General features: G+C 70.4%; 20 protein-coding genes, 2 tRNA genes and 2 pseudogenes. 16 read left to right on the top strand and 8 right to left on the bottom strand.

Features of this window, described 5'->3' with window-relative positions; all coding sequences use genetic code 11:
• Window positions 1–366 precede the first annotated feature (366 nt).
• The 3 genes from RM445_RS08335 (at window position 367) to RM445_RS08325 (ending at window position 1,872) form a co-directional block, all read left to right on the top strand.
• The gene (locus tag RM445_RS08335) at window positions 367–717 is read left to right on the top strand and encodes a hypothetical protein (protein ID WP_311555548.1); all 351 of its coding nucleotides are present in this window, start codon (window positions 367–369) and stop codon (window positions 715–717) included.
• 32 nt (window positions 718–749) lie between these two features.
• Entirely contained in the window at window positions 750–1,466 is a 717-nt protein-coding gene (locus RM445_RS08330; protein ID WP_311555547.1) for a hypothetical protein, read from the top strand.
• A gap of 229 nt (window positions 1,467–1,695) precedes the next feature.
• Window positions 1,696–1,872 (top strand): hypothetical protein, encoded by a 177-nt coding sequence (locus RM445_RS08325; protein ID WP_311555546.1) that lies wholly within the window; start codon window positions 1,696–1,698, stop codon window positions 1,870–1,872.
• Between the two features lie 250 nt (window positions 1,873–2,122).
• Here the strand turns inward: RM445_RS08325 and RM445_RS08320 are convergent, their stop codons facing one another.
• Window positions 2,123–2,323, bottom strand: coding sequence for a hypothetical protein (locus RM445_RS08320; protein ID WP_311555545.1), 201 nt, complete (start codon window positions 2,321–2,323; stop codon window positions 2,123–2,125).
• Between the two features lie 1,258 nt (window positions 2,324–3,581).
• Between RM445_RS08320 and RM445_RS08315 the strand changes: the two genes are divergently transcribed.
• Window positions 3,582–4,238: a hypothetical protein gene (locus RM445_RS08315; RefSeq protein ID WP_311555544.1), complete on the top strand. Its 657-nt coding sequence runs from the start codon at window positions 3,582–3,584 to the stop codon at window positions 4,236–4,238.
• Between the two features lie 7 nt (window positions 4,239–4,245).
• Entirely contained in the window at window positions 4,246–4,776 is a 531-nt protein-coding gene (locus RM445_RS08310) for a cysteine hydrolase family protein (RefSeq protein WP_311555543.1), read from the top strand.
• Window positions 4,777–6,102: 1,326 nt separating this feature from the next.
• Here RM445_RS08310 and RM445_RS08305 read toward each other — a convergent pair.
• The 3 genes and pseudogenes from RM445_RS08305 to RM445_RS08295 form a co-directional block, all read right to left on the bottom strand.
• Window positions 6,103–6,387: pseudogene (locus RM445_RS08305) on the bottom strand (IS3 family transposase); the annotation flags it as partial.
• Between the two features lie 71 nt (window positions 6,388–6,458).
• On the bottom strand, window positions 6,459–8,087 hold the full coding sequence (locus RM445_RS08300) for a tyrosine-type recombinase/integrase (protein ID WP_311555542.1): 1,629 nt from the start codon (window positions 8,085–8,087) through the stop codon (window positions 6,459–6,461).
• A 78-nt stretch (window positions 8,088–8,165) separates the two neighbouring features.
• Window positions 8,166–8,241 (bottom strand) — tRNA-Arg (locus RM445_RS08295).
• A 226-nt stretch (window positions 8,242–8,467) separates the two neighbouring features.
• Between RM445_RS08295 and RM445_RS08290 the strand changes: the two genes are divergently transcribed.
• The 6 genes from RM445_RS08290 to RM445_RS08265 all read left to right on the top strand — a co-directional run bounded on the left by RM445_RS08290 (window position 8,468) and on the right by RM445_RS08265 (window position 13,446).
• The gene (locus RM445_RS08290; RefSeq protein WP_311555541.1) at window positions 8,468–8,878 is read left to right on the top strand and encodes an STAS domain-containing protein; all 411 of its coding nucleotides are present in this window, start codon (window positions 8,468–8,470) and stop codon (window positions 8,876–8,878) included.
• Window positions 8,879–8,926: 48 nt separating this feature from the next.
• The gene (locus tag RM445_RS08285; RefSeq protein WP_311555540.1) at window positions 8,927–9,619 is read left to right on the top strand and encodes a response regulator transcription factor; all 693 of its coding nucleotides are present in this window, start codon (window positions 8,927–8,929) and stop codon (window positions 9,617–9,619) included.
• Window positions 9,616–11,043 (top strand): sensor histidine kinase, encoded by a 1,428-nt coding sequence (locus RM445_RS08280; protein WP_311555539.1) that lies wholly within the window; start codon window positions 9,616–9,618, stop codon window positions 11,041–11,043. Before RM445_RS08285 ends, RM445_RS08280 begins: the two co-directional genes overlap by 4 nt.
• Window positions 11,044–11,679: 636 nt before the next feature.
• Entirely contained in the window at window positions 11,680–12,534 is an 855-nt protein-coding gene (locus tag RM445_RS08275) for a S1C family serine protease (protein ID WP_311555538.1), read from the top strand.
• 206 nt (window positions 12,535–12,740) lie between these two features.
• Window positions 12,741–13,238 (top strand): MogA/MoaB family molybdenum cofactor biosynthesis protein, encoded by a 498-nt coding sequence (locus RM445_RS08270; RefSeq protein ID WP_311555753.1) that lies wholly within the window; start codon window positions 12,741–12,743, stop codon window positions 13,236–13,238.
• A gap of 7 nt (window positions 13,239–13,245) precedes the next feature.
• Window positions 13,246–13,446, top strand: a complete 201-nt coding sequence (locus RM445_RS08265) for a hypothetical protein (RefSeq protein ID WP_311555767.1) — start codon at window positions 13,246–13,248, stop codon at window positions 13,444–13,446.
• Window positions 13,447–13,470: 24 nt separating this feature from the next.
• Here the strand turns inward: RM445_RS08265 and mscL are convergent, their stop codons facing one another.
• Both mscL and RM445_RS08255 read right to left on the bottom strand, forming a co-directional pair.
• Window positions 13,471–13,941, bottom strand: coding sequence for a large conductance mechanosensitive channel protein MscL (gene mscL, locus RM445_RS08260; protein ID WP_311555752.1), 471 nt, complete (start codon window positions 13,939–13,941; stop codon window positions 13,471–13,473).
• Between the two features lie 31 nt (window positions 13,942–13,972).
• Complete coding sequence (locus RM445_RS08255) at window positions 13,973–14,644, bottom strand: SAF domain-containing protein (RefSeq protein WP_311555537.1); 672 nt, start codon at window positions 14,642–14,644, stop codon at window positions 13,973–13,975.
• Between the two features lie 69 nt (window positions 14,645–14,713).
• On the opposite strand from RM445_RS08255, the gene RM445_RS08250 reads away from it, so the two are divergent.
• On the top strand, window positions 14,714–15,001 hold the full coding sequence (locus tag RM445_RS08250; protein ID WP_311555766.1) for a hypothetical protein: 288 nt from the start codon (window positions 14,714–14,716) through the stop codon (window positions 14,999–15,001).
• 14 nt (window positions 15,002–15,015) lie between these two features.
• Here the strand turns inward: RM445_RS08250 and RM445_RS08245 are convergent.
• Window positions 15,016–15,156, bottom strand: a pseudogene (locus tag RM445_RS08245) (FmdB family zinc ribbon protein); the annotation flags it as partial.
• 56 nt (window positions 15,157–15,212) lie between these two features.
• Window positions 15,213–15,827, bottom strand: a complete 615-nt coding sequence (locus RM445_RS08240) for a 5-formyltetrahydrofolate cyclo-ligase (protein ID WP_311555536.1) — start codon at window positions 15,825–15,827, stop codon at window positions 15,213–15,215.
• A 148-nt stretch (window positions 15,828–15,975) separates the two neighbouring features.
• On the opposite strand from RM445_RS08240, the gene glp reads away from it, so the two are divergent.
• The 4 genes from glp (at window position 15,976) to RM445_RS08220 (ending at window position 19,226) form a co-directional block, all read left to right on the top strand.
• Window positions 15,976–17,199 (top strand): molybdotransferase-like divisome protein Glp, encoded by a 1,224-nt coding sequence (gene glp / locus RM445_RS08235; RefSeq protein WP_311555535.1) that lies wholly within the window; start codon window positions 15,976–15,978, stop codon window positions 17,197–17,199.
• 60 nt (window positions 17,200–17,259) lie between these two features.
• The gene (locus RM445_RS08230) at window positions 17,260–17,868 is read left to right on the top strand and encodes a GNAT family N-acetyltransferase (RefSeq protein WP_311555534.1); all 609 of its coding nucleotides are present in this window, start codon (window positions 17,260–17,262) and stop codon (window positions 17,866–17,868) included.
• Between the two features lie 168 nt (window positions 17,869–18,036).
• On the top strand, window positions 18,037–19,107 hold the full coding sequence (sepX, locus tag RM445_RS08225; protein WP_311555533.1) for a divisome protein SepX/GlpR: 1,071 nt from the start codon (window positions 18,037–18,039) through the stop codon (window positions 19,105–19,107).
• A gap of 46 nt (window positions 19,108–19,153) precedes the next feature.
• A tRNA-Ala gene (locus tag RM445_RS08220) sits at window positions 19,154–19,226 on the top strand.
• The last annotated feature ends 13 nt before the right edge of the window (window positions 19,227–19,239 follow it).

Genomic DNA, 19,239 nt, shown 5'->3' with positions numbered 1-19,239 from the left:
CGCTTGGTAGCAGTTGTGTGACGGGTGGTGGCCCGGCTTCGAACATGGACGGCATGCTGCCGACCCTGCCGAGGAGATTCCACCTGTGCGATCCACCGATCCGACGGTACTGCCCGTCCCGGCCCTGCGGTGCAGAGCGGGCCCGTCGGCTAATCCGCTGGCAGACCCCTGGTCCGCTCACGGCTTCCGTCTTGCCTATGACGGGCGCCGGGACGCTCGCCGCGCCGGTCTCCGCGGGCGGCGGACGTGCACTAGCCCAAGGGCGCGCGTCGAAGAAATGAAATCGGCACGCGTCACCGGCGCTTCCGGTTCGTCACCCGAAATCTGTCTTCCTGAACCAATCCAGGATCCAAGAAGGGGGGCCGCATGACGGTCCTCGAGCTTACTCACGCTTCGCTTTTGCTGTACCCAATCCCAGCCAGCACCGCGGCGGTGGATCTGACCGCCCCGCTGCCGGTGGTCGTCCTGGTCGCAGGGCTGCTCGTGCTCACTGGCTTCGCCGCGGGCATCACATTCGAGCAGCTAAACCTCCGTGTACGCGAACGGCAGCTGGCTCGGGGGCGCCGTCTCCTGGCCGCCCAGGCCCGCGGCCTTCGCCGCCAGCTCGCTGAGCTCTACCAGCCCGCCCATGGCAAGGCACCCGACCTTGACGTCGTGAGCGTCGACGAGATCGACGAGACGGGGCGGCTCGAGCCGGGCACACCCGCCACGCGCTAGGGGTGCGACGGCCGGATCTGAGGGGGAGGAGCATGCTTGATAGGGACATTCAGAACGTCGGCGGCGACGTCGACCCCGGGGACGCCACCGTGCGCAGCTGGCGCCTCAACCGATGGATGCTCGTTGTGTCCGTGATCGGCGTCGTCGTCGCGCTCGTCTTCGGCTCGTGCGGCGGGCCGCCCACCTCGCAGCAGAGCGTTTCTCGTTCGGGCAACAATGCGAACCAAGGCGGCACCCAGATCGTCAACCAGGACACGGGCTCGCAGGACAACGGGAACAACATCAACTGCGGCCACGTGGAGGCCAACGCGCACTGCACGGTGCAGATCCAGGACGCCGTCGGTCGGCTCAGTACGTCGACGCCCAACGACGGCCAGTTCAAGGCCGAACTCGCGAAGCAGTCGACGACGGCCCCGTCGGGCGACGGTCCGTGGCCGTTCGTGGTAGTTGACACCGGGCCCGAGGGGTTGTTCGCCCGGTCGTCGGCGGACGTCGCGGCCAACCGCCTGGGTTACACGACCAACCGCAGCATCGTCTGGGCCGACTGCGTGCAGAAGAGCGCCTTCACGCCCCCGAACCCGATCAACGACGTCGGGCCGGTGTGGTTGCGCGTGCACTGGAAGAACGACGCGCCCAGTAAGGCCGCCCTCATGTCCGACCCGGGAGACGCCGAGGCCGCCTACATGTACCGGGGGCTCGTCGTGCCGTACGGCCACAACGGCGCCATCCCGGCCTGCACCAGCTCGTGACCCGGTCCTTGCTCCGCCCGGTCGTCCGGTTCCCGGAGGCGAATGTGGCTCACCGCCGAACCGCAGCGCCACCGCCATGATCCTGCTGCGGCCGCACCCCCGGCCCGCGGTCGTGCTCGTCGCGGTCGACTACGAGACGCTCGCCGGGCTGGTGCTCGCCCGGGGATCACCGTGACGTGCGGCAGACGATGCACCGGAAACTGTCGGTGCCCGGACGCACGATGAGGCCGTGACCGACGAACCGACTCCACGTAGCGTGCGGGACCTGCTGATGGCGGCCGGCCTGTCTGCCGAGCGGATCGATCAGCACATGACGGCCGGGCGGCTGCGGGTCGACGGCGAGCGGGTCACCGACCTCGACGCCCCGGCACCGGATGGGACACGGGTGGTCGTCTGGACCGAGTGACCCATCGGGTTCACGGCAGGTTCACCCTCTGGTGTCTGAGCAGCGGCGGGAGATGCTGTCGCCGTCACCCGCGTACTCGCCGATCCTTCGGCTGACATTCGGCCAAAGCGATCTGGATGGCGATCTGCGTGGTCGGTGTCCTGGTCGGCTGGCAGGCGGCGCAGCCGTGGTGGGCGATCGTGTCGTTTCCGCTGGGCTTTCCACTCGGACCTGCCGTGGTCGAGTTCAAGGATCGGCGTGGGCGCGGGCGTCAGGGCTTGTAGACGTCCGGGACGCGCCGCACCAACGGCCACGGGTCCAGCACGTCGGACACCTCATCGCAGAGCCACTGCGGGATCAGGCCGTCGTCGGGGACGTCGCCATCCTCGGCGAGGCCGGCGAGAACGACCTCGATGTCGTCGGGCTCGACGTAGAGGTGGTCGGCAAGCCCGCGGGGGGTCGCATCAGCCACTCGATCACCGTAGGTTCGCAGGCGGCTGAGCGGTAGGTCTGCTTGGCGCCACGGCGGCCAGGGTGCTTCCCCCACCCTGGCCCGGCCGCAGCGGATAGACCGTAGCAGTAACCGAACGAATGTTCGACTCGGTCTGGGCGGGACCACGGCTCTTGGCGGCGCCAGCTCCAGTTGCGCCGTTCAGGTGTTGATCGGCATTGAAGGCGGGCGAAGCGCCGGGCGGGGTACCTGCGCCGTGATCCGGCCCTGTCTTGCTGGAGGGGCGAGGTGGGGCCGGGCCGCATCTCGTGGAGGAAGCGCCGGGCCGGACAGCGAGGGGGCTGCGTCCGGCCCGGCTTGCCTACCTTAGTTGCACGCTCAGCCTCACGACGATCGGCAGACTGTTGGCGCTGGACGGAGGGACAGCCCAGCGCCGACGCGCGTGGCCTTCTTTGTGGCCTCCAGCGGAGTCCTGCCCGACGTGCACGGATGGACCCGCTGTGCCACCGCGTCATCGATACAGCACGTACACGTAATGCGTTGGTCCGGGTTCGACTCTTCAAGGCGGCTCGTTTCTGCCGCCACAGGGCGCGGTCATGTCCCGCTGCACTCGCGCCGGAGCATGCGGCCGAAGATCTTCGCCGCGAGGGCTGTCGATCTTTGGCCACGGTCCTGGCCACGAACTGCTGCCTACCGATGCCACCGATGCTCAGTCTGGCACCTGCCGCGCCTACGCGTGGCCACTTATCCGGCCCGTCGAGGCGTCAGTGTTCGGACTACGGATCAGAAGGCTGGCCTGCCTGGTCACTGGTCACGCAGGTTCCGTCCCGGGTACCGAGGGCCGGTGTCCATAAACCCTCCACCGCTCGGCATGAGTGCTGCCCAATCCTTACCCGCGGTCCATTCGGACAGCCAACGCTCGAACGTGTCGATCAGTTCCTCGGCGGCTTCCGGAGTCCCACCCAGGCTTCCGTAGGCGAGGAGCCAGCGCCTGGGCTGGTGATGTTCAAGCGCTCGCGCAGTAGCGCCACTGCCGGCGCAGAGGCCGGGGCAGTTCCGACCGTGTCATAAAGGTGCCACACAGAGATTACCAGTCAATGGCAGTAGCAACAACCACCCCGGCGACTGCCGGCTGAAGTTCAAAATCGTCGAAGAGCTGAACATACTCATTCTTAGGCCTATGCTGATAGGTGTGCCCGCACGTCGAGCAGCGCTTGGTAGATGGCAGCCCCTGACCAGCATCTCGGCCGACCACCTTCGACCGACGAGCATTGCAGAAGTGACGGTATGGCGTCGGCAGTCGTACCCAGTCAACATAGAGCAGGCAGCCGTCGGCCTCGCGTCCTACGACTGCCCGACGCTGAGTGAGCCGTACGTCCTCAGTGCGTACTGGGTCGAACAGATCCCCCTGGACATCGCCCGTCGCGGCTGCGCACTGAGACTTCTTACGATTCCGCGGGTCATGACCAGTCGTGACACTCCTCACGCAATCGCCGAGTACGATTCGGAACGTCACCGTGCCGCGGTCGTCGAACAAGCACTGCTGCGCGAGGGGTTCGACCATCCAGAGATCGTCGACTTCGGCGTCCTCGGGATTTCCTCGGCGTACGCCTCGTGGTCTGGGGTGGTCTACCACCCGACGGCGACTGCACGTGCACTGACAGAAAACGAACTCTTCGCCTGCGAGCTGTCCGTTCAGGCAGCGTGGTCGTACTCAGACTACGTTCCCGCTGAGGTCGAGGCGGACCGCGATCCTGTCGTCTCCGATACCTGCGGCTGGCGCTACTTACGGGGAGTCAAGTCGAGGCTGATGACGGAGCGCCCTCAGGAAACGTCCCAACACCGTGCAATGCGGGAAGCCATCGTCAGCACGAGCGGGCTCGCGCGACGGCTTAACCAAGCTCTAGGGGCGCTCAAGGATTGCGAGAGGACGTAGAGTCGCAGTGGAGACCGGCGCAGCTGCCCTTATCGTGGTCGACGTTCAGAACGGGTTCGTCACCGAGCACTCAGCACACGTCGTAAGACTCAGCGTCGATCTCGTCAAGCGGTGGCAAGCCGCTGGCCGCGACGTCGTATTCACTCGATACATCAACCACGAAGACAGCATCTTCGAGCGGCTGATGGGATGGACGAAGCTCCAGCACTCGCCCGCAATTGACATCGTACCGGATCTACAACCTTACGTTAATGGCGCGACCGCAGTGGTCGACAAGAGGGTCTACACGTTGTTCACGGACGAGGGTGAGCAGCACGCCAAGGATCGCGGCTGGACGGACGTCTACGTGTGCGGGATCGACACAGAGGTCTGCGTTTTGAAGACGGCCGTCGACGCTTTTGAGCGCAACATCGTTCCACGGCTTGTGGTCGATGCATCAGCTAGTCACTCAGGTCCGAAAGCACACAACGCAGGGCTAATTGTGGCGGCAAAGATGCTCGGGCCACGACAGCTGGTGCAGTCGGCCGACGCGAACTAGCCAACGCGGAAAAGTTGTTCCCGCTCCCGTCGAGCGCACGCCGCGTCCCCGGCTGCGCCAATCCACTACAGCCTAGAGTCCTGCGCGTCATCACTGCGCAACCCAGCCGCGAGCGGCGGAGCTTGGCCTACAGGCGTCACCGCTTCCACGATTGACGTCCCTACGAGGTGCATAGAGGGTATTGACTTTCCGGCTCGAGGGCAATAGCTTGACAAGCGCAACGCAAGGACGTCTCCGCTTGTCGCTATTACCGTTAAAGGAGTGCATGTTGGGTGCAATTATTTTCTACGAAGGGAACAGTGGCACGCAGGACGTTGTTGACGTTTTCAACGATCAACTTCCTCAGCTCGGAAAGCGCCCCAAGAAGAACGATGAAGCGCGGTCCGTTGTGCTCGCAGAAGTACGACGAGGTACGCTGATTTGGATTTACGACCGAACGAATGGCGGCAGGGACAATTTTTGCAGCATTAGCGTCATACAGCCGCATCCGTGGTACACGGTAGACACATTTCATAGGACATACAGAGACGAGTATGTGAAGGTCACGTACAAGCCGCCACACGGCGAGGAGGATCCCGATTTGGACGGCCAGGTTTCTTGGGTTAATGTAACAAATTGGGATGTGAACCCTTGGGACGAGCCGGTTTGATAGTGTGGATCCGTTGACGATCTGACGTCGCGAACCTAAAATGGCGTCGATAACCGAATCGAATAGCACCCTGTACTGCCACCCAGTCGTCCCCTCGACGACCTTGCCGGTAATCGTCAAGAAGCCACGAGTCTCCGTGCATGGCTCAAAAGATACAGCGGAGGCCGGCGACATGATCATAATTCGGGTTAGCTTCTGAGGTCAGCCGCGGGCACTGGAGCGCTGCTTCTGCTCTGATTCTTCGTGTTCTCGTCAGTCCTGGGATACGGCGGCGCCTAGCGGATCGACCGGTTGACCGGATCGGCGCACCCCTCGGCCATGGGCGGCGCGTACATCGTGTGCCCGCATCCGCCCATGTCGTCTTGGCAGTAGCGGTAGTGGTGTCCGCCGCACTTGCACGGGTGGCCATCCGCCTGCGAATTTGGGTCCTCGGGTCGGGGCGGGTGCTGGGATGCTGTGGGGTCATGTCCAGTGAGCCGCCGCCGCGGCGATCCCGCGGTCGTGCCCGCCTTGACGCGGGGCAGCATTCTAAGGTGATGACGAATTGAATCTGCCGCCATTTGCCGATGATCCCACTCTGGGTTCTGATTCGCGTCGGTGAGGGGTGCTGGTCGGCAGGTCGGTGTCGTTCTCCCGATAATCTTGAGGTGGACGGTGACGCCGGCAGGAACAGCGGGGGCGACCCAGGTGCGGTTCGGCGCAGGCGGGTTGAAACTGACAGCCCACCAGGTCGGTCGGCCGGTCGCCGCAGCGTCGGCGTGGGTGGTGCGGTGCCGGCGGCCGCGGTGGGCTCCGGCCAGCCCGAGGTCACGCATGAGCCGCTCGACAGCGCACCGGGCGACCGATGCCTTCACCGTTGAGCTGAAGCCACACCTTCCACCGCCGTAGACCTCGTAGTTCTCCGCGTGCACCCGCGCGATCTCGGCCTTGAGCTCGGCGTCGCGCAGCTGCCGCCGAGAGGGTCGTGGCACGGCGGCGCACGCGACGTTGGCCGTGGACGCGTCCGTGGAGTCATTCGTGGTGCGAACTGCAGTCAACCAAGGTGCCACGGTGAGGCTGCTGAGGTGGGGTGCGTTGCTATTGTTGCTGGTAGAGGTGGGAGTCGACGCGAACCGCTCGTCTTACACACTAGTGGTACGGGATGAGCTACGACTCCTCGCCGACCTCGTCCAATCTCGATCAGACCCTCGTTGTGGAGGAGCGCAAGGGCGCGCTGTGCCGTCCCTGCAGCAACCTGGTACCGAGCGCCAAGATCTTTCACCGTCGGCATCGGCGTCCCGGGTTGCAGCGCCCCGCACCTGATGCTGCCGCGCAGATCGGCAGCTATGCGTTGATATGGCGCGGATCTCTCTTGTGAGTTGTCAGTCTGGTAACGCGATGCGCGCGACGTGTCGCGGAGCCAATCGCCCGCCGCGACCTCGGGAAGACGCGCCGCGAGCGACGCAGCCGCTCGCTGATCCGCCTCGGCGACCCACGCGCTGTAGACGCGCAGGGTTGTCGTCCCACCGCCGCTGTGGCCGAGGCGTCCGGCGACAGTCCGCACGTCGACGCCGGCGGCTATCAGCTCGGTCGCGGAGAAGTGGCGCAGCTGGTGGATGTGCATGTCCCAGCCGAGTCGGCTGCACATACGGCGGTACCGCTGCGTCACGGTGTCGGGCCGGATCGGCGTGCTGCCGTCGGGAAGCGGGGAGAACACGAAGGCCTCCTCCGCCAGCTCGACGCTGAGCAGTGCAGCGCGTTGGGCCCGGTGGTTCAGGTAGGCGCGAAGCAGGGCGAGGGTCTGGGCGTCGACGACGATGCGCCGACGCTGGTGGGTCTTGGTGTCCTTCTCCCAGACCCGCGTCCCGAGCTGCCCGATGCTCGACCCGACGGCAAGGAGCGCCGTCGTGAAGTCGATGTCCCGCCAGCGCAGCGCGCACAGCTCGCCGCGGCGGGCGCCGGTCGTCATCGCGAGCCAGACGAGCATGCCCCAGTCGGGGTCTCGCCAGGCTTCAGCGACGATCCGCGCCGCCTGAGCTGGTTTCGGCGGCTGCGGGTCGGCCTTCGGCAGGGCCGGCGGCTCGGCCTGGCGGACGGGGTTGCTGCCGACCCAGCGCCAGCGCACGGCCCGGGTGAAGGCGCCGTTGAGGAAGTTATGGACCTGGCGGACAGACGAGTTGCTGAGCGGGCGGCAGCGGTGCGGGCCGCAGCGCTTGTTGCAGGTGTGCTCGCCGTCGGTGTGGTGCTCGTCGAACGGGCGGCGGTTGCAGTGCGTCCGGCAGCGGCGCAGCTCGCAATAGAAGGAGTCGAGCGTCTCGCCGTCGAGGCGGCCGACGCCGAGGTGGCCGAGCAAGGGCCCGATGTGCAGCCGGACGAGACGTTCGTAGCTGGCCCGCGTCGTGTCCTCGATCTGCAGGATCTCGAGGTAGCGCTCCATCAGCTGTGCGACCGTCGCCTTCGTGCGTGGGCTGCGCTTCTCGTCGACCTGGTTGAGCAGCCGGGTCCGCGCCTTCTCGGCGAGCTTCGCGGCGTCCTTCCCGGCCGGGATGACCTCGACCAGGTGGTGCTTCTTCCCGGATAACGGGTCGATGCCCGCGTACACGCGCACGCGCAGCGAACCGCTGGGCAGTGTCTCGATCTCGCCGCGCTGGCGCTGGCGCCGCGTGGAGCCGGTGGGCGGCATGCGGGCACCCTATCAGCGGTTGGGCTCCACGTATGGCTCCACGACAAGCGGCTGACGGTGGTACTCAACGCTCTGACCTGGTGCCCCCGGCAGGATTCGAACCTGCGACACACGGTTTAGGAAACCGATGCTCTATCCCCTGAGCTACGAGGGCGGACCGGCCGATCGTAGCCGCTCAGCGGGTGGGCCCGGCCGTCGCGGTCGTCCACGGCGGCTCTGCCGTCGGCCCCGCGCAGGCGGACCGCGTCGCCCGGAAAGCCGGCGTCGGTCGATCTACCAGCTACATGATCGGGTTCCGAGGGGCGATGCCGTGACATCTTCGTCACCCACCGTAGGCTGTCGATCGGTCCGCTCCTCCCGACCGACGTCTGGACACCTGCATGACCGACTCCCGCCTCGTCATCCCCGTCCCGCGCGGCGAGGACGACGAGCCGCCCGTGCTGCAGGTGGTGGCCACGGACGTCACAGAGGGGCTCGCGGTCGTCGAGGTCCGGGGCGACCTCGACACCTTGACCGCCACCGGGTTCGACCGCTGGGTGCGCGAGCAGCTCGAAGGGCACACCGACGTCGTGCTCGATCTCGATCATGTCGCGTTCCTGGCGTCCGCCGGCATCGCCGCGCTGATCAAGCTGCGTCAGGAGGCGGCGCGGCTCGGGATGCGCCTGCACGTCACCGGCCGCGGCAACCGCGCGGTGCGGCGACCGTTGCAGGTGTTGGGGCTGGAGACAATCATGGAACTGCGCGACGACGACGCCCGCGCCGTCGTCGCGCAGCTCGTCACGTCGAGCTGATCTGGAGCCTCTCAGGTGCCTCTCAGAGGCACCGTTCACACTGATCGCATGCGCATCCTCGTCGTCGACGACGACCGGGCCGTCCGCGAATCGCTGCGCCGCTCGCTCGCGTTCAACGGCTATCAGGTGGATCTCGCCTCGGACGGCAAGGACGCGCTGGAGGCCGTGCAGCAGCGGCGGCCGGACGCGATGGTCCTCGACGTGATGATGCCGCGGCTCGACGGACTCGAGGTCTGCCGGCGGATGCGCGAGGCCGGCGACGAGCTGCCGATCCTCGTGCTCACCGCTCGCGACGCCGTGTCCGACCGGGTCGCCGGGCTCGACGCCGGCGCGGACGACTACCTGCCCAAGCCGTTCGCGCTCGAGGAGCTGCTGGCGCGGCTCCGAGCGCTGCTGCGGCGCCGCACCGTCGACGACGACGCCGCGGGCCAGGGGACGGTGCTGCAGTTCGCCGATCTGAGCCTGAACCAGGACACGCGCGAGGTGCGCCGGGGGGAGCGGTCGATCAGCCTGACCCGCACCGAGTTCTCGCTGCTGGAGCTGCTGCTGTCCTACCCCCGCCGGGTGCTCACCCGCGCCCAGATCCTCGAGCAGGTCTGGGGCTACGACTTCCCGACCACCGGCAACGCGCTGGAGGTCTACATCGGCTACCTCCGGCGCAAGACCGAGGCGGACGGCGAGCTGCGGCTGATCCACACCGTGCGCGGGGTCGGGTACGTGCTGCGCGAGTCGCCGCCGTGACCGCACCGCCCGCGACCGCACCTCCGGAGACGCGCCGGCTGCGGCTGCCCGCGCCTCGGCACGTCTCGCTGCGAGCCCGGATCGGGGTGCTGACCGCGCTGGCCGCGGCCGGCGCGGTGATCCTCGTGTCGGTCGTGGCGTTCTTCATCGTCCGACAGAACATCCTCGCCACCCTTGACGCGAACCTGCTGCAGCGCGCGACGGCCGCCGCGCAGAGCGAGCTGGTCGACCCCGAGCGGCTCGCCGGCACGCCGACCGGCGCCCTCGGGGCCGGCGACATCCGGCTCGCCCTGCTCTACGCGAACGGGCTGGCGCAGTCGGCGCGGGGCGCGGTGACGGCGCCACCGCTGGGGGAGCAGGAGCTGGAGGTGGCCCGCGGCGACGCCGACTCGTCGGTGCGCACCGCCACCGACGGTCGGGTGCAGTACCGGGTGGTGGCCGTGGCTGCGGGCGACGGCCGGGCGCTGGTGATCGGGCAGCGGCTCGACGCCACCCGGGCGGTGCTGACCCGGCTCGGCGTCGCACTACCGGCGATCGGTGGGGTGGGTGTGGCGCTGGCCGCGCTCGCCGGCGTGGCGGTGGCCCGGACTGGTCTGCGGCCGGTGCAGCAGCTGACCGCGGCGACCGAACGGGTCGCGTCGACCGGTGATCTGGAGCCCATCCCGGTCGACGGTTCGGACGAGCTGGCGCGGCTGACGGCGAGCTTCAACGACATGCTCGGTGCGCTCGCGGCGTCCCAGGAGCAGCAGCGCCGGCTGGTCGCCGACGCCGGGCACGAGCTGCGGACCCCGCTGACCTCCATGCGCACGAACCTGGAACTGCTCACCGCGGCGTCCCGGCCCGGAGCGCCGCCGCTGCCCGAGTCGGACCACGCCGAGATCCTCGACGACCTGCAGGCTCAGATCGCCGAGCTGTCGACGCTGGTGGGCGACCTGGTCGAGCTGGCGCGGGAAGACGCCCCCCAGGTCGTGCACGAGCCGGTGGAGCTCACGGACGTCATCGAGCGGGCTCTCGAGCGGGCCCGCCGTCGGGCCGGCGACGTGGAGTTCGACGCGACGCTCGTGCCGTGGACGCTCATCGGCGACGCGACCGCGCTGGAACGGGCGGTGCTCAACCTGATCGACAACGCGGCCAAGTGGAGCCCGCCGGGTGCGACGGTGCGGGTGCAGATGCGGCCGCTGGACCCGTGGTCGGTGCTGGTGGAGGTGGCCGACTCGGGCACGGGGATCGCCGAGCAGGACCTGCCGCGCGTCTTCGACCGCTTCTACCGGGCGGCCGGGGCGCGGACCATGCCCGGCTCGGGGCTGGGGCTGTCGATCGTGCGTCAGGTGGCGGTCCGGCACGGCGGCGCGGTCTGGGCCGGACGAGCCCCCGAGGGCGGCGCCCTGCTGGTGTTGCGCCTCCCGGGGCGGGCTCCCGCCTGAGAAGGGCGGTTCCGGGTACTGGTGGGTCGGGCGGAGTCGCCCGACAGGAGCCTCACGTGTGACGCCGTAGGCTCGCCGACCACAGTCCCCGATGCCGGAGAGGGCATGGCGAACGACAACCCCGATTCCGCATCCGAGACCTTTGAGCAGGGGCCCGGCACCCCACCTCGGCCCGACGACCCGGCCGCTCGGCCCGACGACCCCGCCGCACGGACCGCCGAGCACGACTACGCCACGTGGGGACCACCGAGCCCCGGTCAGCAGAATCCGGGTCAGTCGGCGTACGGACCGCCCGTGTTCGGTCAACCGCCGGCGTACGGGCAGGCCTTCGGACAGCAGGCCTACGGGCCACCGGCGTACGGGCCGGGTCCAGGGGGCCCGCCGACCACGATGCTGCCTGCCGCCACCTCCGAGGGCCCGCGGTCCCGACGCGCCGGTCTCGGGACCATCGCCGCCGTCGGCCTGGTCACGGCACTGCTCGGCGGAGGGATCGGCGGCTACGTCGGGTACGAGTCGGCGCGGGGCGCCGGGACGGGCAGCTCGGCGGGTGTTCTCGCGGACCCGCTGCCGCCGGCAGATCCCGACGCCACCCCGCTCAGCCCGGTCGAGGCCGTGGCCGCTCGTGTGTTGCCCAGCGTGGTCCAGCTGCAGGTCGAGGGGGTGCGCGCGGCCGGCGAAGGCTCAGGCATTGTGCTCAGCGCAGACGGGCTCCTGCTCACCAACAACCACGTCGTCGAGGCCGCGGCGAACGGCGGCCGAGTTGTGGCGCTGTTTCAGGACGGAACCAGCGCGCCCGCGCAGATCGTCGGTCGCGACCCGAGCTCGGACCTCGCCGTGCTGCGGGCTCAGGGTGTCTCCGGGCTGACGCCGGTGACCATCGGCAACTCCGACTCGTTGCGCGTCGGCCAGCAGGTGGTGGCGTTCGGTGCACCGCTGGGCCTGGGGGGCACCGTCACCACGGGGATCATCAGTGCGTTGAACCGGGCGGTCAGCGTCGGGCAGGAGTCCGGTGCGAGCGAGGCGACCGTGCTGAGCGCGGTGCAGACCGACGCCGCCATCAATCCGGGCAATTCCGGCGGGCCGCTCGTGGATATGCAGGGCGCGCTGGTCGGAATCAATTCGGCGATTGCGACGACCGGCGCGCAGGGTGGATCCATCGGAGTGGGTTTCGCGATTCCGATCAACCAGGCCAAGCGGGTGGCGGAGGAACTCGAACGGACGGGGCGGGCGACGCGAGCCATCCTGGGCGTCTCCCTGAGCGCGGGCGACCGGACCTCGAACGGTGCGACGATCGGCCAGGTCACTCCGGGCGGGCCGGCCGAGCAGGCGGGCCTGCGCGCGGGCGGAGTGGTCACCCGGGTGGACGACCGACCCGTCACCAATGGGAACGAACTGGTTGCCGCCATTCGAGACCATGCCCCCGGTGATCGCGTCACTCTGACGGTCGATGGTCGACAGGTGGACGTCACTCTGAGCGGCCAGACGGGGTGACTATCTCGCTCACGCCGCACAAATTGATGAAAGGGGTGGCATCATGGCGGTGAACCGTGGACGGTCCGCGGCCGTGGTGCCCCGCGGTCGGCGGACATAAGGATCGCGTCGGCGCCGGTACCCCCTCCCAGCGCCGGCGCGGTCCGCTCCCGGGCCTCCTCCCCGCCGTCGTCTCCCCGGGCCCCCGCTACGGTGACGCCATGGAGATGGTCCCGCCCCAGATCGGTCGCGCGCTCGTCGTGGTCGTGGACGACCGCGTCAGCCACGGGGAACGCGAGGACACCACCGGTCCCCTCGTCCGCGAGCTGCTCGAGGAGGCCCGGCTGCTGGTCGACGGTGTGGTCGTGGTGCCCGGCGACACTGTCCGGATCCGCAACGCCCTGAACACCGCCGTCATCGGCGGCGTCGACCTGGTGATCACGATCGGGGGGACGGGCGTGTCGCCGCGCGACGTCACCGCGGACGCGACGGCGGGTGTGCTGGACCGGCCGATCCCCGGCATCGCCGAGGCCATCCGGGCCTCCGGGTTGGCCGCGGGCGCGGTGGACGCCGGGCTGTCGCGCGGGCTGGTGGGGGTCTCGGGCAGCACGCTGGTCGTGAACCTGGCGCCGTCGCGGGCTGCGGTGCGCGACGGGATGGCGACGTTGACGCCGCTCGTGCGGCACGTCATCGCGCAGCTGTCGGGCCTCGACTCGGCCGTCTGAGCTCGGCGTGACGGGCGGGTCGAGCGACGGCGAGCCGGCGGCACCGCAACCCCCGGCACTGGCGGACCCGGTGCGCCGCCGCCTCGACGAGATCTTCGGCGAGGTGCTGCCCGAGGTCACCCGCGACGAGAAAGCCGACGCTCCGGACGAGCCGGCGACGGGGGACGAGTGGCTGCGCGCCAACCGTCCCCCGCACCACGGCGGCTGACGACCGCTGTCGGACGGAGGCGGGTCAGACGCGCCGCTCGTCGCTGCGGCCGTCGCCGACGACCGAGGCGCTCCCGCCGGTCGTGTAGCGGCCTGCGGCGACCCCGTTGCGGCCCTCGGCGAGCAGGTCGCGGATCTGGACGAGCAGCTCGACGTCCGTCGGCTCGGCGGGGCCGCTCTCCTCGCCGCTCTTGCGGCGCGCCTTGAGGGCGTTGAGCGGCAGCACGATGACGAAGTAGACCACTGCGGCGACGATCACGAAATTGATCACCGCGGTGAGGATGGCCGCGACGTCGATGTAGGTGTTCTCCTTGCCCTCCACCAGTTGGATCCCGAAGCCTGGGCTGCTCGGCGGGGTCACCGCGTTGATGAGCGGCTCGATGAGGCTCTTGGTGAACGCCGTGACGATCGTGGTGAACGCGGCGCCGACCACGACGGCGACGGCGAGGTCGACGACGTTGCCGCGCAGGATGAAGTCCTTGAAACCCTTGAGCACTCGCCTCGTCACCCCTCGAGTCGGATTCGATTCAGCGCAGGGTAACGGCGACCTGCTCGGACAGCGCGGCTGCCGCGACGCGGGCCGCATCCGCGCGGGGCAGGGCGACGAGCACCAGCCGTCCGCGTGACCCCTGCCCGGGTGAGATCGTGTCGGCTTCTGCGGCGACGACCGTGAGCACGGCGGCGTCGGCGGCGAGCACGACGGGCCGGTCGCCGTCGGGTGCCGGTGTCACGACGTCAACTCGGCTGCCGGGCTCGAGCAGTCGCGCCACGTCGGGGTCGGCGAGCCGGATCGGCACCGCAGCGTCGCCCGGCCGGCCCGTCACGCGCCCGGCCGCATCCGGCCCGGCCAGCCGTACGTCGGTGATCGGTTCTCCGGCCCGGGCCGCTCCGGCGAGCACGCGGCCGGTGCCGTCGGCCGGTGCGGTCAGCACGCCGGCAGGGACGAGATCGCCTGGCCAGGTGGCCAGGGTGAGGTCGGCGGGGGTGAGTGCGGTGCCCGACGGAAGGTCGCGTGCGGCCACCACCACCGGGCCGCGGGATCCGGCGTCAGCGGGGCGGAGCGCGAGCGCGAGGGCCAGCGCCGCGAGGAGCAGGGCCGCGGTGCGCCGCATCAGCAGCGTCCGCCGCCAGCCGGAAGTGCGCAGCGTGGCGAGCAGCCGCGCGGACCGGCGCATGCGGTGCGGTGGTTCGCGACCCATGGTCGTCCCCTCTCGTCGGGGACGACGCTAGGGCGACGGGCAGCTCACCAGGCGCGGGACGGCGAACCTGTGGACAACGGACGCCGATGTGGACAACTCGGCGCCCGGTGTGGGAAGCGTCAGGCCGACGCGGCTGCGGCGGGGGCGCTGCTGGTCGACGAGGACGAGGACGAGGACGACGACGAGGACGTCGAGCCCGAGTCGGCCTTCTTCGTGGACGAGTCGGAGGTCGAGGAGCTCTTCGCGTCGCCGGACCCGCTCGAGGCCGAGGAGTCGGCGGACACCTTCTCCTTGGCTGAACCCTCCTTGCCGGGGCCGGCGGCGTCGACCGAGGCGGCGCGGCTGTCCGTGCGGTAGAAACCGCTGCCCTTGAACACGATGCCGACCGATGAGAACACCTTGCGGAGCCGACCGGCGCACTCGGGACAGTCGGTCAGCGACGAGTCGGAGAAGGACTGGACAGCCTCGAACCGGTGTCCGCAGGCGGTGCAGGCGTACTGGTAGGTCGGCACGGTTCCTCCGCAGTTGGCACTCTCACCCAGAGAGTGCCAAGTCTACCGCGTCGGGATCATTCTGTACCGCCGAGCATCGTCACACCGGTTTCGGGAAGAAGCGCGGACGAGACGCGGCGGTCGTGCGGTTCGGCGGGCAGGGCGTCGACGAGCTCGCCCTCGTCGAGCACGACGACCAGCGGGACATCGGCGTCGACCAGGGGAAGGGTCCGGTCGTAGAAGCCTCCGCCCTGCCCGAGCCGCACACCGCTGCGGTCGGCGGCCAGTGCGGGGAGCAGCACCAGGCGGCCACGGCGCACGGCGTCCGGCCCGAGTCGGGTCCCCGAGGGCTCCCACAACCCGAACGGGCCCGCGGCCAGGGCGTCCGGGCCGTCGTACCGGGCCCAGTCCAGCGGCCCCGCCGGATCGGCGACCACCGGGAGGAGCACCTCGTGGCCGGCCGCGTGCAGTGCCTCCACCCCCGACGGCGACCACGGTTCGACGCCGACCGGCAGGTGGGCGCAGATGGGCCCGCCGATCTCGCCGGCCAGCTCGAGCGCCGCCTCGGTGAGCAGTTCGGCGTGGCGGGCGCGGACCTCGGGGTCGCGGGCGCGGCGGGCCGCCCGGATCCGCCGCCGCCAGGCCGCCTTCTCGGCCGCGATGTCGGTCCAGTCCGGTGCGCGAGCCGTCACGCCTCCACGCTACTGCCGCCGATAGGCTCCGCTCCCAGAAGCCGGACCGCGCTGCAGCATGGCCGTTCCGGAAGCGACGAGGGGTGGCGATGGAGCAGGGGGCGTCCGGTTCGGCAGGCGTGACCGAGCGGTGGGCGGTGTAGTGCCGGTGCGGTCGGTCGACGAGCAGCTCGCCCTGGTCCTGTCCGGGGCGGTCCGTCCGGCACCGGTCCGGGTGCCGATCGCCGAGGCGCACGGTCTGCGCAGCGCCGAGGAGGTGATCGCGGGCCGTCCGCTGCCGGGCTTCGACCAGGCGGCGATCGACGGCTACGCCGTGCGCAGCGTCGATCTCTCGGGGGCGAGCGAGCAGACGCCCGTCGTGCTGCCCGTCGTCGGGGAGATCCCGGCCGGGTCACGGCATCCGCTGCGCCTGCAGCCCGGTCAGGCGGTGCGCGTGATGGCGGGTGCGCCGCTACCCACCCTCGCCGACGCGGTGGTGCCCGTCGGTCACACCGACGAGGGCACGGCCAAGCTGACCGTGACGCGCGGCGTGCCGTCCGCCGCGTTCGTGCGGCGGGTCGGAGAGGACGTCCAGCCCGGCGACGTCGCCGTCCGCCGCGACGCCGTGCTCGGCCCGGGCCAGGTCGGCATGCTGGCCGCGACCGGCCGCGACAAGGTGCTCGTGCACCCGCGGCCCCGGGTGTCGGTGCTCGCGGTCGGCGACGAGCTGGTCGACGTCGCGCGCATCCCCGGAGCAGGGCAGGTGCCGGACGTCTGCTCGCACGCGCTCAGCGCCGCCGCGCGCGACGCGGGAGCCGAGGCGGGACGGGCGGGGCTGGTGCGCAGCGACCCTCGTGAGTTGGCCGCGGCGGTGCAGGACCGGCTGCCGTTCACGGACGTCCTCGTGGTGTGCGGAGCCATCGGAGGCACTGCCGGGGCACAGGTCCAGGCCGCGCTCGCGGACCTCGGTGAGCTCGACACCACCCGCGTCGCCATGCACCCCGGGTCGACGCAGGCCTTCGGCCGGCTGGGCCCGGACGCCGTTCCTACCTTCCTGTTCCCGTCGCACCCGGCCACCGCGCTGCTGCTGTTCGAGGTGCTGGTCCGGCCGCTCGTCCGGTTGGGGCTGGGGCTGACCGACCCGTACCGACGGGTGGTCTCCGCCCGGCTGACCTCGCCCGTCAGCTCGATCGGCGGGCGTCGCGGCTACCTGCGTGGCCGGCTGCTGCGCGACCGCACGGGCGACTACCTCGTGCAGCCGCTGGGCACGGCCGGTACGCACCTGCTGTCGTCGTCGGCCGACTGCAACGGACTGATCGTGCTGCCCGAGCAGGTGACGGAGGCGACCGTCGACGAGAGTGTCGCGGTGGCCTTCCTGCCGACCCGAGCCTGACGGCCGACCGTGGCCCACGCGCTACCCGAGACGGGTCGGCACCCGGGCTGGCCGGCCCGGGTGGGAGCGCTCCGTACGGCGGCGGGCGTCGTCGAGCTGCGGCCGGTATGGCTGCGCGACGGCCCCGCGTGGTCGGAGGTCCGGCTGCGCGACGAGCGCCACCTCGCGCCGTGGGAGCCGACCCCGCCGGGAGGCTGGATCGCCGGGCACTCCGCCGCCGAGTGGCCGGGCCGCTGGTGGACGCTGCGCGCGGCCGCCCGGCGCGGCTCCGTGCTGCCGTTCGCGATGACGGTCGACGGCGCGCTCGCCGGTCACGTCATGATCGGCAACGTCGTGCGGGAACCGCTGCTGTCGGCCTACGTCGGCTACTGGTGCGACACCCGGTGGACCGGCCGCGGCGTCACCACGGCCGGCGTCGCCCTGGCCGTCGACCACTGCTTCGGGCCCGTCGGACTGCACCGCCTGGAGGCGACGGTGCGTCCGGAGAACGCCGCGAGCCTGCGGGTGCTGGCCAAGCTCGGCTTCCGCGAGGAGGGGCTGTTCCGCCGCTACCTCGACGTCGACGGCGCGTGGCGCGACCACCTCTGCTTCGCGATGACGGCCGAGGAGCCACCGACGGGCGGCATCGTCGGACGGGTCGTGGCGTCGGGATGGGCCGAGCAGGTTTGAGTCGCCGTGTTTGAGCGGGCGCTGTCGATCCCGTCACGGCGAAAGACCCTGAGTCCGGCGCGTCGCACCCGGATCCGCGCGGGGCCGCTGACTACCGTGAGCAGCGGGTGATTCGCCGAGTGGCCGTCCACCCTTGCCCGTATTGCGCCGACCGGGGGAGGAGGCCGCATGCCCAGCTCGTTGATCTTCACCGGTTTGGTCGTGTTGTGGCTGCTGATCCTCGTCCCGGCGATCGCCCGGCACCAGCAGGAGGTGGCGCGGCCTAGCGGCGCCTCCCTGGCCGGACGGGTGCTGGACCGGCCGCGGCGCCGGATACAGGCGCGCCGAATCGGGCGCCTGCCGACCGAGGAGGGGGACAGCGTGGACCCTGAGCGCCTGGACCAGGACGACACGCCGACCGCCCGCGAGCCGGAACGGCCCTGGGTGTCGGCCGCGCGCGCGGCCCGGCTCGACGAGGCGGCGGCCGACGAGCACGACGAGCACGACGACGTCGACGAGCGCGATCCCGACTCCGAGCCTGACGTCGCGGACTCCGACGACGACGAGTCGGACGTCCGCTGGGAACGGCCGCCTCCCCGCTACCGGCCCGGCCGCGGCGGGTACGACCCCGAGGCCGATGCGGAGACGGCCCGCGCCCGGTACGCCTTCCGCCAGCGCGTGGTGCTGCTCCTGCTGGTGTGCGCGCTGCTCACCGGGATCGCCGCGGCGGCTGCATTCCCGGTGGTGTGGTGGGCCCACGGCGCGATCGACCTCGTGCTGGTGGTGTACCTGGTCTACCTGCGTCGCCAGGTGCGGCTGGAGGCGGCGATCCGTGAGCGCCGGGCCGCCCGCATGGCCGGGACCCGGCGGACCCAGGCCGCCGACGACCGCGATCTCGACGAGTGGGCCCGACGCGGGCGCGAGGTCACGCGCCGCCCGTCCGCGGAGAACGACGCCGATCCTGAAGCCGAGGTCGATGAGGCCGAGGTCGCGGAGGTGGCCGACACGTGGGTCGACGAGGACGACGACGCCACACGCGTCCGCGGGGTCGGCGAGCCCGTGGGCCTGCTGCCCGCCCGGCGGCGCGGCGTCGCCGACGAGAACGCCGAGCCGGAGAGCGCCCTGCCTCCGCTACAGCCGGCCCCGCCGCCGCCGCTCCCGCCGGGGACGTCCCTGGTCGTGGTGGACGACGACGAGCTCGACCTGCACGACCTCGGCACCTCGGCCCGGGCGCCCCACCGGTCTGCGGTGGGCGAGTGAGGGGCTGATAAGGTCGTCTCGTCCGTCGGCGACGGCGGGCGAGCACGGGGCTGTGGCGCAGTTGGTAGCGCGACTCGTTCGCATCGAGTAGGTCAGGGGTTCGATTCCCCTCAGCTCCACCCGTCCACGAGT

It is taken from the genome of Pseudonocardia charpentierae, assembly GCF_031845345.1.
Lineage (GTDB): Bacteria > Actinomycetota > Actinomycetes > Mycobacteriales > Pseudonocardiaceae > Pseudonocardia > Pseudonocardia charpentierae.
This window is presented reverse-complemented; position numbering and strand designations above follow the sequence as displayed.